The sequence below is a fragment of the Clostridioides mangenotii TR genome (genome assembly GCF_000498755.1).
Lineage (GTDB): Bacteria > Bacillota > Clostridia > Peptostreptococcales > Peptostreptococcaceae > Metaclostridioides > Metaclostridioides mangenotii_A.
This window is the reverse complement of record NZ_AXUS01000030.1, coordinates 17,854-31,196: the sequence shown is the minus strand read 5'-3', so window position 1 is coordinate 31,196 and position 13,343 is coordinate 17,854. Positions and strand designations below refer to the sequence as shown.

Sequence of the window (13,343 nt, the reverse complement as noted above, 5' to 3'; positions counted from 1 at the left end):
TCMMCCGTCCGCCGCTCTCCCCCGAAGGGGTTCGCTCGACTTGCATGTGTTAGGCACGCCGCCAGCGTTCATCCTGAGCCAGGATCAAACTCTCAATAATAATTTGACCTGCTCAGATACTATCGTTATCTTTAATATCTGGCTTTATATGGTTTGTTTCTTGTTTTCTTATAAATTAACCTACTGTTTAATTTTCAATGTTCTTTTGTTTATTGTTTTTCTTGTTGTGTTTCGTTTGTCTCTTTCTTAAGGACAAGTATAACTATATCATCTTTTTTTACATGAGTCAACACTTTTTTACATTTTTTTATTTTTTATTGTTCCATTACTTTATTGTCGATAATCTGTAAATTGTAGTTTTTTATAACTTCTATCAACATATCGGCATATATTTTCTCTCCACGTTCATTTATCTTAGTGCTATATCCAGCATCTTCTAAGGATTGTGCTTGATCTGTATAAAGCTTAGACTCAAATAAACCATGCTTTGTATAACGGCTGTTTTCTGTTAGGAATTTACCATAATCCATTACTGAATCTTTTAGAGAACTGTATGATCTAAAGTTTGCAACTATCTTATCATTGTAATTTTCTGTGGTTTCAATTACAAATTTATCACCATTCCATCTTTGATCTGCTTTTATTCCAAATAAATTATTGCTCTTTTCAGTAAGAACTGAATTACCCCATCCAGATTCTAATATCGCTTGGCTAATTGTTATTGAAGGCAGTATTCCGAATTCATAATAGTTTTCTATAGCTGCATCCTCCATTTGTTTAATAAATAAAACTCTGTAATCATTTTTATCAAGTGTTTTTCCTAAAAATACATATTCTAAGTCTGAAATATTTTGATGGACTTCTTCCTTTTGTACTTCAGTAAAATGTAACTCATTTAATACATTGTCAAGTTTTTTTACTTTATATACAGTCTTTCCTTCTTCATCTTTATCTTTTATTAAAAATTTTTCACCAATTTTTATACTGTCATTTTTTCTTACTTCACTTAAATCGCCATCATTTTTTACAGATTCTATAGCTAATATATCTTTCCAACTCACTTGAGCTTTTCCATCACTAACCTTATCTGCAATATTTACATAGTATTCGACTTTTGAGTCTTCTATATTTTTACTACCAAATAGCTCTTCTAACGTTTTAGTAACATTAAATAAGACAATTATACTTAATATAGTTGTGATAGTTATAAAAATTGTTTTTATACCTCTTTTAAATCTGCTATTTCTTCTTTTATTCTTTTTTATACTTTTCTCAGTCTTGTTAGGCATAATTATCCTTTCTTATTACTAAATAAATGAATTTATTTTAATAATTTTAACACACTTATCTTTTTTTAAAAAGATGTACATTTATTAAAATCAATACACAGAGTTTTTTTAGTTATAAATAATCCTTATAATATTTCACTTATTTATCGTAATTATAAATTAATATGGAATATATTTGTATTTCAGGGAGGTAATTTTTTCATTGAAAATTCAGAAAATGGATGAACTAAAAATGCCTCATTAATTGGTTTGAGAATCGCACTATGAATATTTACACAAAAAAGATATTGCAATAAACTTGCAATATCTTTTTATTTTGTCATTATATATATCTAAACTACATATAAAGTTTATTTTGATTTTAATTCTATCCAAGCCTTATCATAAAGCTTGATACTATCCCCAATATCCACAAAAGTCTCGCACTTATTCAAAACTTCATCTGATGGATATGCTACAGGATCGTTTTTTATTTCGTCATCCAAAAGTTCTAAAGCTCCGTTATTAGGTGTAGAGTAACCTATATACTCAGTATTCACCTTTGCGTTTTCAGGATCTAATAAGAAATTTATAAACATCTCTGCTTCTTTTTTATTCTTATTTGTATTTGGAATACACATCGCGTCAATCCATTTATTTGTACCTTCTTTAGGTATTGCATACTCTAAATTAGGATTTTCATCCTTTAATGTAACTGCATCTCCAGAATAGATCATACCCATGGCTACTTCTTCTCCAAGTAGTCGATCTTTACCTTCATCATTAACATAAGCTAAAACTAAGTCTTTTTGCTTTAATAATAATTTTTTTGCCTTATCAATTTCTTTAGGATTTGTACTGTTCATACTATATCCTAGCTTTTTTAGTGTTATTCCAATAGTATCTCTAACAGAGTCAAACACCATCATATTTCCTTTATACTTAGAATCCCAAAGTATATCCCATGATTCTATAGGTTCCTTGACTTCTTTTTTATTGTAAAGTATCCCCAGCGTCCCCCACATATAAGGTACACTGTACTCATTAGTCTTGTCATACTCTGGATCTAAAAATCCATCGTCTATATATTTAAAATTAGGTATATTTTTAAAATCTATTTTTTCTAATAAATCTTCATTTTTCATTTTTTCGACCATATAGTCTGATGGAAATACTAAATCGTAGTTTGTACTTCCACTTTTTACTTTTTGGTACATCATTTCATTTGTATCGTAAGTTTCGTACTGTACTTTAATTCCAGTTTCTTTTTCAAACTTTTTAAGAAGAGTTTCATCTATATAGTCTCCAACATTATATACGTACAAGACTTTCTTAGATGTATCTGCAGATTTATTACATCCTGTAAACATTAATACAGACATAATTAAAACAAGTAAAAGAGATAATATTTTTTTTGTTTTCATTATTTTTTATCCCCTCCTACTATAGACTGCTTTTTATTTGATAATAAAAGCAGTGCTAAAACTACTGTAAACATTATTGTAGACAAAGCGTTTATCTCTGGTTTAATTCCTCTTCTCGCCATTCCATATATCTCTATAGACAAGTTACTTACACCATTTCCTGTGTTAAAGAAACTTATTATAAAGTCATCTATAGACATTGTAAATGCAATTAAAAATCCCGAGATTATCCCCGGTTTTATTTGAGGAAGAATTACTTTTCTAAGAGCGTACATCGGTGTAGCCCCTAAATCCATCGCTGCATCTTCAATATTTTCAGGAAGTTGCTTGATCTTAGGTAAAACTGAAAGTATTACGTAAGGAGTGCAGAACATTATATGGGCTAAGAGCATAGTCATAAAACCAAATTCCATTTTTACAAATATAAATAAACTCATTATAGCTACTGCTGTAACTATCTCTGTATTTAAAATAGGAATGTAGTTAATATTTAAAATCAACTTTTTACTCTTTCCTCTCATTTTTACGATCCCTATCGCACTAATTGTACCTATAATAGTAGCAAGAACTGATGCGATGATTGCAATTGTAACTGTATAATACAGTGCACTCATTATACCTTCATTTTGAAATAATTGACCGTACCATTTAAATGTGAATCCATCCCATTTAGACATGTACTTGGAATCGTTAAATGAAAATAGTACTAGCGCGAATATCGGTGCATATAAGAACAAGAACACTAAAAATAAATATACATTGGATATTGCTTTCTTTAACTTTAAAATAGGAATCCACCGCCTTCCGTGCCTGAATCATCGTCCATCTTAGACATGATAGCCATAGATATAAGGATAATTACCATCATAAACATAGATATTGCGGATCCGAAATTCCAGTCACCCACTACTGTGAACTGCTGCTCGATTAAATCTCCAACAAGCATAACTTTTCCGCCTCCTAGTAGTCTCGAGATGGCAAATGTCGTTACTGCCGGCATAAACACCATAGTTATTCCAGAAAAAACTCCGGGTAAACTTAATGGAAAGATTATCTTCCTAAATACAGTTAAGTTGTTAGCTCCCAAATCGTGAGCTGCATTTATAAGATCTTCATCCATCTTTGACAGCGCTGTGTATATAGGCAGTACCATAAATGGCAAGAAATTGTAAACCATACCTAGAAGTACAGCGTAATTTGTATAAAGGATATTTATTCCCTCTATTCCGAAAAATCCTAAAAACGTATTTAAAAGTCCGTTTTTGCCTAGTATTGCAACCCAAGCATAAGTTCTAAGAAGGAAGTTCATCCACATAGGTAAAATAAATAATAAGATTAATTTACCTCTTTTACTTACAGGAAACTTTGAAATTAAAAATGCTACTGGATATCCAATAACAAGACATAACAAAGTTGCACCGCCTGCTAGTACTATTGATCGTCCAAACACCTTAGCGTATATTGGACTTATTACATCTTTGTAGTTCTCAAGAGTAAAAACATAACCAGTACCTACTTCTTTAGTAAAACTAAAAAACACAACTAGTAATAAGGGGATTACTATAAAAATTAGACTCCACACGAAATAAGGGTAAGCTAGAATTGATTTTTTTTGTGTTATCTTCATTAGCTTCTCACTTTTTTCATTATATGAATGTCTTCTGGATATATATCCATGCCTAATTCAGTACCAATTTCTGCATTTTTTGTGTTTTGAATAAGCCAAGTTCTTCCATTTTCATCTAATTCCATTTCGTAGTGAACCCCTTTAAATACAGAAGATATGACTTTTCCTTTAAGCATCCCTTTCGCTGGATCTACCATTTTTATATCTTCTGGTCTTACAACAACTTCTATATTTTCGTTTTTCTCAAAACCTTTATCGACGCATTCAAATTCAATTCCGGAAAACTTAACTCTGTAGTCATCTAACATTACTCCGTCGATTACATTACTTTCACCAATAAATTTCGCTACAAAAGCATTTTCTGGCTCATTGTATATATCTTCTGGAGTTCCCATTTGTTGTATCTTTCCTTTGTTCATTACAATTATAGTATCAGACATTGTTAAAGCTTCTTCTTGATCGTGAGTTACAAATATAAATGTAATTCCAAGTTTTTGTTGGATTCTCTTTAGCTCAATTTGCATCTCTTGTCTAAGTTTTAAATCTAGTGCTCCTAATGGCTCGTCTAGTAATAATACCTTTGGCTCATTTACTAATGCTCTTGCGATAGCGACCCTCTGTTGCTGTCCACCACTTAGGGACTCGACTTTTCTGTTTTCAAACCCACTTAGGGCAACAAGCTTTAACATGTCCTTTACCTTTTGGTCTATCATGCTTTTTTCGACTCTTTTTATTTTAAGTCCAAAAGCTATGTTTTCATAAACATCCATATGAGGAAATAATGCATACTTTTGAAAAACAGTATTAACACTTCTTTCATATGGTGGGACATCGCTAATTTCCTTCCCTTCAAAGACTACTTGACCTTCATCAGCAAATTCAAATCCTGCGATAATCTTAAGTGTTGTAGTCTTACCACAACCGCTAGGACCTAACAAAGTCAAAAACTCATTTTTCCTTATCTCTAAGTTGAAATTATCTAATACGATATTATCTTCATACGCTTTTGATATATTTTTTAGTTCTACAATATTTTTCAATTATCCAACACCTCTCTTTTTAGAATGATGGAGGAGTCGTCACCCAAAGAACCTTTGCTATAGTTTTTCCTTCATTTGAAATATAGTGATTTTCGCGTGATCTAAAATAAAAACTCTCTCCCTTTTTAACTTTCATTTTTTTACTACCCATATGAACATATATAGATCCTGCCAATACATATCCAAATTCCTCACCTTCATGAGGCTTTTCTTCTTTATATCTACCCGAAGATTCTAGAGTAATTATAATTGGCTCCATCTCATTTTTTTGTGCATTTGGCACAAGCCACTTTAATTTGTAGTTTAGCTCTTCATCTTCAGTTTCAAACATATCTTCTTTTGTGAAAGTTATTCTTTCATCATTTCTTTCATTGAAAAACTCTCTTAAATCTGTTCCTAAAATTTCTAATATATCTATTAATGTCGCTATGGATGGTGATGTCAAATTATTTTCAATCTGTGATATAAAACCTTTTGATAGTTCGCATCTATTTGCTAACTCTTCCTGGGTCAGCTGTTTCTCTATCCTTAGCCTTCTGATTTTTTCACCGATATCCATTTTGTTCCTCCTAATTTTTACTAAACATTAAGTTTAATTTTTCTAAACAACATAGCTAATTATATATAAATACGCATATAATTTCAAGTGTTTTTTTGATTTTTTTGATTTTTCGGTTTTTCCTGAAACCAAGTTGTATAAATACATTTATCATGGAAATGAAAAATAAGTTTATATTAATAATTTTAAAGTTTAGTGTATGTAACTTCTTTATTTTTTATTTGAAAAAGCGATATATTGATATTTTTTATTAATCAATATATCGCAATAGTTCTAATTTTAATTGTTTATAGTAATAGTTTTATAATCAAATAAATGGCCCTCTTTCAATGAAAGAGAGCTGTCTCTATAAGTTCTGAAATGTTTAATATATAAAGCTCCCTAACCATAAACCACGCAGGTCCATTTAAATCATACTGATATGCTCCAAATAGTGGTTCAATAATTAGGTTAAATAGTGTTATAGTGTATTATAGTATTTCCATTATTAAATACTTTAGTGGTAATTAGTAACGTTACTAGTACTTCATAGAATAAATTCCATTAATAATATGGTAAATAAAATTCATAATTTTATCTAAACATCCTCCTCTTCCTAAATAACTTTGTAAATATTAACGCAATAATCATAATCAATATAGATATACCAACTATGATTAAATTTTGCTTAGAATTTCCTCTGCCATTAGGATTTTCACCCATTTTAGAGTTTCCTTTATTTGTTGGAGCTTCTCTATTTGCTCCGTTTGGATCATTGTTTTTTGTATTCGACTTAACCCCTGCATCTGCAGGTAAATCTCTATTTTGTGGTATATCTCCATTCATATTACCGTTTCCAGGTGGTTGATCTCCATTTTGGGGTGAATTTTCTCTTTTATTATCAAAATCTTTTGCATTTCCAATATCCTCTGGAGAAACAGTAGATGCCTCTGATGTCTCTTCCGTATTTTTATCTTTTACAGATGATGTCTCTCCTGAAAGCTGCGAATTTATAGTATTGCTCATTTTTTGTGCTACTTCTAGAATTCCTGGAGTTGATTTTTGGCCCTTATTATCACTACTTCCTTCTACTTTTGAGGTCATATTTGTTTTAAAGTCCTCATAACTATAAAATCTAGTTGGATCGTCTTTAACATATGGGTCTATTAAATCTGCTACTTTTGTTGTCATGTTTTCTAGATAGTCTGAATCTAAATACTTTGTAACTATCTCATTTAAGTATATATGATATTTCTCTTTATACTCACTATCTTTAAGTATTGTAGATACAAGGGGTCGTTCATTCATACTTCCTGTAGTTGGCTCATCTATATATATACTTTGCTCATCTTTTTGTGCATCATTGGCCTGATTTCTTTCCTTCTCATTGCCTGTTAAATTATCACTCTTAGTTTCTTTATTCGATGCTTGATTTTCTGTATGTTGATTATTATCCGTCTGCCCACCTTTTCCCCTTTTCTAGACATACCTCCAGCTCCTCCAAAGCCTCCAAAAGACATATTGAAATCCCATGGTAACATTGTAAATACTCCATCTTGCTCATACAAATAGTAGTTATGAGCAAAGTTACCTTGGTAACTGTCTAAATTTAGTAAAGCTGTGTTTATCGCAGTATTTTTTAACACTGAATCTACATCTATATACTTCTCTACATCTTTACCTGTTTTTAGTGACTTAAGTAATTTAGTAACATTTGACCAAGAGTTATTCTTCTTATCGCCTTTATAAACTAGAGATGAATAACTCTCGCTGTCGTCATTCTGATAAACTAGTGTAGCTCGCTCTTCAGCCTTATACAATTCTCCAGTTGTATCTCCAAAGTTATTTTCTAAATAAGAATCCCCTATATCTTCTACTGCAAGATAAAGTCCATGATACTTACCATTTATAGATACTTTTGCAAATGCAAACTCTGGAGTTGCTAGCTCCATATCTTTACATATACTGTATGTTATGTATTCTCTCATATACGATGGATCTGAATAATTGTTGTTTAAGTTTAACGTAGATAAACCTTTCATGCTTTGCCCACTATTGTATTTATCAAAACTTATCTTGAAACTGTAACGGTTACTATCGCTGTTGGCAACCGATGTAAGACTAGAGTTTCCTTTAGTTCTAACTCCGACATTATTGTAATCATCACCGTTTATTCTAACATTGCCTAGTTTGAACTCTTCTTTAATCGCATTTTCATCCATATCTTTTAAATCTTCCTCTGATATCTCAAGATTTATATTCATTACTTTTTCTTTATCAAAATATTTTTCAATATATGTATTGTCAAATAAATCAACACTAGTTACGTCCGAAATGATATACAAGCCTATTATTATGCATATAAATACTGCCATTACTGAGGTCAGTAGTAAAAGACTCTTGTTTTTCTTCATATAAACTACTCCTCTCTAAGCTACATAATCTCCATTGTAGCTTACAAGAACTGTATTAGAAACTCCTAGTACATTGTTTAATTTATTGACAAAGTCTGTTTCTCCATCCTTCATCCTAACCTCTACAACTAATTCAATTCCCTTTTCCCTAGTAATACTTTTTGATTTTAATTGGTACTTCGTAAATACTTTTTTAACCATAGCCATAGTCTCTTTTTCAGCATGCTCTGTATCACAATCTACCATAAGTATGTACGGTGTTGAATTTATAGTCTTATTTGAGAATACTACTAGTATAAGTCCTATAATCATAGAGCCTAAAACGGCAAGAGGTAATAGTCCAGCTCCAAGTACAATTCCTGAAGCCAGAGACCAAAATAAGAACACTAAATCCATTGGATCTTTTATAGCTGTTCTAAAACGCACTATTGATAACGCTCCTACCATACCTAGCGATAATACTACATTTGATGTAACCGCAAGTATAACAAAAGTAGTCAGCACAGTAAGCGCTACTAAAGATATATTAAACGGTCTGGAGTACATAACCCCCATAAAAGTCTTCTTGTATACCAAATATATAAACATTCCTACTAAAAAAGCGGCTCCTAAAGCTAAGGTGCTGTCTATTATAGAAAACCCTGATACCTTTTCTATAAAGCTCGATTTAAAAATATCATTAAACGTCATTTCCAATTCATCCTCTCTTATTTTAAGATTTCTCTTATTTTATCTGATTAAATATTTTTACTTAATTAGTTATTTCTTAATTACTCTTTTCTTAATTATCGTTAACATAATTCATCTTTTCTCATTGATTAGTCATTAATTTCTAAACTTTAATATTAGATTAAACTACATATAAAATTTAATTTACAGCTTTTATCCCTATATATACAATCTGCTTGAAACATACTTTGATATAGCAGTACTACTGCATTTATTTATTTGAATTAAGTCCCGTACAAAATCTGGAATAAACTCATCGTATTTTACCTCAAGTACACTCATTTCATTTTCTACTATGGGAGCCGACAAAGTATCGTATTCAAATGGATCTAACGAATTCACCACCTTTCTTATATTTCGGTCAAGCGTTATTCTCACATTACCAAGTGGATATATATATGCTTCCCTTTCATAATCAACTATTGATTTTGGCTGTAACCTTGTGCATTTTAACTTTATATAGAACTCCTTTAGCAAAGTATCATTTGATTCTTTTAAAAATCCTATATCGTTATTTAAAATCTTTACTACTTCATCTTTTGTAAGAGCAGCGGAAAACTTAAGTGTCAGTCCGTTGTTTTTTATCTTTTTTTCTAGTCTGATAAAGCTGGAGTCATAATTATAAAATCGTATTCTAAACTTTTCTCTATAGGGAACCCCATCTAACTTTTCTGCAACAGCCTTATTTTCAGGCGAATCAAAGTACAAACTTCTTATAGTATACATCCCTTCTCCAGATGAGTTTTTGTCAATTTTCATAACTCTAGATAGTTTTGATTTTATAGAAACTACATCTGCATCATTTATCTTATGTTTTATCTCAAATCTATATTTAAAATTACTTTTCATATACTCACTCCTTTCCTTTGCTTTTTAATTATAAAATATATCCATGCACCATTTCTCCGTAAATTGCAGGCAAATTTGTGGCAAAATTGAGGATTATGCAAAATATGATTTTAATAAATAAAAAACCTGTAAAAATTATCGGTATTTTTTACACTACCTAATAACTTTACAGGTTCATTGCCCGTTACTTTATAGTTATATTATGGGAAACTCAATTAAAAATACAGCTCCCAGTTTGCCATTTGATGCAGTTATAGCCCCACTGTGTTTCTCTATTATGGATTCTACTATAGAAAGCCCTATTCCATGTTTTCCACCTTCACCTTTATAAAACCTATCAAATATATAAGGTAAATCTTCATTCGAAATTCCAGACCCGTCGTCCTCAATCTCTATTCTTATCTGGTCTTCAAAACACTTACATCTAATAAATATATTATTGTGAGCGTACCTTAAACTATTCTCAATCAAATTGAAAAACGCTCTAGTTAGGTGCTTCTCATCGCATTTATACAACACTGGTTTACTCTTAAAGTCGTATATAAACTCTATTTTACTATTTTTAGCTTTTGCATTTAATTTTATACAACAATTTGAAAGTACCTCTCTTAAATCACACTCAGTGAGTATATAACTCTTTGTTATATTGTCTACTTTAGAAATATATAGAAGATCTTCTACCATTTCACTTAACCTGTCACTCTCCTCTAATATAATTTCACTGGCTTCACCTTTTTCTATGACATTGTACTTAATGGCTTCTGCATATCCTTTTATAGACATAAGAGGAGTTCTTAGTTCATGAGATGCGTTTTGAAAAAATGTTTTTTGCTCTTTATCGTACTTATCCAGATATTCAGCGCTTTTATTCATAACTTTAAACAACTCTGAAAGTTCTTCATCAGAATAATCTTTTGCTATTGTTCTAAAATCGCCTTCTCCTATTTGCTTTGCAAAGCTCGACAATTCCTTTATAGGGCTTGCTATCTTTTCAGATAACAATAAAGCTATTATTATAGACATTACTTCTGCAACACACATGATTAGTATTAGAACTAGGTTTATCCACTTTGCCAAATTCATTGTGCTTGTTGTATCTATAAACATGATAAGGTACTGATCTTTGCTTTCATTTTGATTTGATATATCTACACTAGATATATAGTAATCCCTATCTGTTGTAGATACTTTTATATTATTCTTGTATTTTAAATCGAAGTTTTCTCTTTTTAACCATTTGTTTATGTTTTCCATTTCATCTATATCTTTTAAATAATCATCATATCTATTAGGAAATACCAAATCGTATTTTGAATTTACAACCATAGCGTTAGCATCAGATTCAATTTCGGCTAATCTTACTTTTTCTTGTACATTTCTCATAAATTCGGAAAACTCCTTAGGTTCATCCATCTTTCTATCAATTGGAGGTTTCAATGGTCTAGGGAGATCACTTATTTTTTCTACACTAAGTCTCGCCCTTGTCAACTGTTCACTTGAGCTTGATTTAACATACTTGTCTAAAAGTATGTTAAAAGAGAGAATAATCGCTAAAAATACTACAGTAATCAAACACATTATGCTGGCTAAAATTCTCACTTTAATACTAAATTTCTTTGCTTTTATCTTATAGTCAAATGCTCTTTTAAATTTATTTATCATCTACACCTTCTTTTAACCTAAATCCATAGCCCCACACCGTCTCAATAGAAATATTTGTGCACAATATCTTTTTTCTAAGTCTTTTAACTGTATCGTCTACGGCTCTAGTCTCTACTTCAATATTATAACCCCAAATTTTGTCCAGAAGTTCTTCTCTAGATATTGCTCTATCATTGTTCTTAAAAAGATAAGTCATTAGATTATACTCATTTGGGGTTAGATAGATATTTCCATCCAATCCGTACTTTACTGTCTTACTTAGTTCATCTATAATTACATCCCCGAATCTAAGTTCTCTTCGATCCAAATTATTCAAATTATGATTTATATACAAATCGTCGTTTTCCCCTTGATCTTTTTCAAATTCAATTCTTCTAAAAATAGATCTCACTCTCATAACGAGCGCCATTGGACTAAATGGCTTTGTAAAGTAATCATCGCTACCAAGTGTAAGACCTGCTATATAATCCACATCAGTATCTCTGGCTGTTAACATTATTATCGGAACAGTACTAATCTCTCTTAGTTTTGTACACACCTGAAATCCATCTAAACCCGGCATCATAATATCTAATATAACAAAATCACATTTTTTTATATAAAACTCTTCTAATAGTCTACTTCCATTTTCAAAGTCATTAACCTTGTGACCATCATCTTCTAAAAACTTTTTTACAAGTTTTCTAATATTTTCTTCATCATCAGCTATATATATTAGTTTTGACATAATAACCTCCTGCACACTAGTTAAGATAAATTATAACAGTTTTTTATTGAAATTCTTTTATAAAAAAAAAATTAACATGTGGCAATTTTGTGGCAACTACCAATTTTTTTTTATATTATTACTCAATCCTGTATGTTATTATAAGATAAGAAGATAATATATTAAGAGGTGAATTATTTGATAGAAATAGGAAATTACAATAAACTAGAAGTAAAAAGAAAAACTGAATTTGGTTATTTTTTAGATGGTATGACTAATAACACAAAAGATGATATTCTTCTTCATAATAGATTGCTTGGAGAGAACAAGGTCGATATAGGGGACGAAGTGGACGCTTTTATATTTAAGGATTCTGATGATAGAATTGCTGCTACTCTTATTCCTCCAATTGCAAAGGTCGGAGATGTAGCTTACTTAAAAGTTGTAGATAATACAGAAATAGGAAGCTTTGTAGATATTGGACTTACTAAAGATATACTCGTACCTTTTAAAGAAAAAACTTATACTATTTTTAGAGATGAAAAATATTTATTTTATATATACTTAGATAAAAGTGAGAGAATTGCCGCTACTACTGATATTGACCTACATCTAGATACTGATCACGAGTATAATGTTGGAGATCTAGTAAATGGTATAGTGTACGGATTCCAATCTAATAACTCTGCTATGATTTGTGTAGACCACAAATATGCAGCAGTTATTCTCCACAATGAGTATTACAATGAATTAAAAGAGGGAGACGTTTTAAAGGAACTAAGAGTTATAAAAATCTATGAAGATGGAAAACTAGGACTTACACCTAGACAAGAGAGAAAAGACGAGCTTGATGATCTAGAAAAGAAAATTCTCAGTTATTTAGAAGGTTCTGATGGTTTTATGAGATTTAACGATAAATCAGAGCCTAAAGATATATCTATTCTATTTAATTCTAGTAAAAAAAATTTTAAAAGAGCTCTTGGAGTGCTAATGAAAAAAGATTTAATTACACAAGACGAAGATGGAACTTCTTTAAAATAATTTAACTAAAAGAGGAATACCATAAATGGTATTCCTCTTTTATTC

13 protein-coding genes and 1 rRNA gene are annotated in these 13,343 nt (G+C 30.6%); 1 reads left to right on the top strand and 13 read right to left on the bottom strand.

Features of this window, described 5'->3' with window-relative positions; all coding sequences use genetic code 11:
• The 13 genes from T473_RS0113375 to T473_RS0113315 form a co-directional block, all read right to left on the bottom strand.
• Window positions 1-100, bottom strand: a 16S ribosomal RNA gene (locus T473_RS0113375); the annotation flags it as partial.
• 214 nt (window positions 101-314) lie between these two features.
• A complete protein-coding gene (locus T473_RS0113370; protein WP_024622353.1) occupies window positions 315-1,289 on the bottom strand; it encodes a glycoside hydrolase family 73 protein in 975 nt (324 codons plus the stop codon).
• A gap of 350 nt (window positions 1,290-1,639) precedes the next feature.
• Window positions 1,640-2,692: an ABC transporter substrate-binding protein gene (locus T473_RS0113365; RefSeq protein WP_038300655.1), complete on the bottom strand. Its 1,053-nt coding sequence runs from the start codon at window positions 2,690-2,692 to the stop codon at window positions 1,640-1,642.
• Window positions 2,692-3,369, bottom strand: a complete 678-nt coding sequence (locus tag T473_RS0113360; protein WP_024622351.1) for an ABC transporter permease — start codon at window positions 3,367-3,369, stop codon at window positions 2,692-2,694. Before T473_RS0113360 ends, T473_RS0113365 begins: the two co-directional genes overlap by 1 nt.
• A 104-nt stretch (window positions 3,370-3,473) precedes the next feature.
• Complete coding sequence (locus T473_RS0113355) at window positions 3,474-4,319, bottom strand: ABC transporter permease (RefSeq protein ID WP_029791813.1); 846 nt, start codon at window positions 4,317-4,319, stop codon at window positions 3,474-3,476.
• Entirely contained in the window at window positions 4,319-5,359 is a 1,041-nt protein-coding gene (gene potA / locus T473_RS0113350) for a spermidine/putrescine ABC transporter ATP-binding protein (RefSeq protein ID WP_024622349.1), read from the bottom strand. Before potA ends, T473_RS0113355 begins: the two co-directional genes overlap by 1 nt.
• Before the next feature lie 19 nt (window positions 5,360-5,378).
• Window positions 5,379-5,918 (bottom strand): helix-turn-helix domain-containing protein, encoded by a 540-nt coding sequence (locus T473_RS0113345; RefSeq protein ID WP_024622348.1) that lies wholly within the window; start codon window positions 5,916-5,918, stop codon window positions 5,379-5,381.
• A gap of 573 nt (window positions 5,919-6,491) precedes the next feature.
• The gene (locus tag T473_RS19470; protein ID WP_465220257.1) at window positions 6,492-7,235 is read right to left on the bottom strand and encodes a CotH kinase family protein; all 744 of its coding nucleotides are present in this window, start codon (window positions 7,233-7,235) and stop codon (window positions 6,492-6,494) included.
• A 56-nt stretch (window positions 7,236-7,291) separates the two neighbouring features.
• Window positions 7,292-8,311, bottom strand: coding sequence for a CotH kinase family protein (locus T473_RS19465; protein ID WP_051365929.1), 1,020 nt, complete (start codon window positions 8,309-8,311; stop codon window positions 7,292-7,294).
• 15 nt (window positions 8,312-8,326) lie between these two features.
• Window positions 8,327-9,001, bottom strand: coding sequence for a DUF4956 domain-containing protein (locus T473_RS0113330; protein WP_024622347.1), 675 nt, complete (start codon window positions 8,999-9,001; stop codon window positions 8,327-8,329).
• Between the two features lie 198 nt (window positions 9,002-9,199).
• Window positions 9,200-9,889 (bottom strand): polyphosphate polymerase domain-containing protein, encoded by a 690-nt coding sequence (locus T473_RS0113325; RefSeq protein ID WP_024622346.1) that lies wholly within the window; start codon window positions 9,887-9,889, stop codon window positions 9,200-9,202.
• 195 nt (window positions 9,890-10,084) lie between these two features.
• A complete protein-coding gene (locus T473_RS0113320; protein ID WP_024622345.1) occupies window positions 10,085-11,551 on the bottom strand; it encodes a HAMP domain-containing sensor histidine kinase in 1,467 nt (488 codons plus the stop codon).
• On the bottom strand, window positions 11,541-12,278 hold the full coding sequence (locus tag T473_RS0113315; RefSeq protein WP_024622344.1) for a response regulator transcription factor: 738 nt from the start codon (window positions 12,276-12,278) through the stop codon (window positions 11,541-11,543). Before T473_RS0113315 ends, T473_RS0113320 begins: the two co-directional genes overlap by 11 nt.
• A 177-nt stretch (window positions 12,279-12,455) precedes the next feature.
• Between T473_RS0113315 and T473_RS0113310 the strand changes: the two genes are divergently transcribed.
• Complete coding sequence (locus T473_RS0113310) at window positions 12,456-13,298, top strand: CvfB family protein (protein ID WP_024622343.1); 843 nt, start codon at window positions 12,456-12,458, stop codon at window positions 13,296-13,298.
• Window positions 13,299-13,343: the final 45 nt, after the last annotated feature.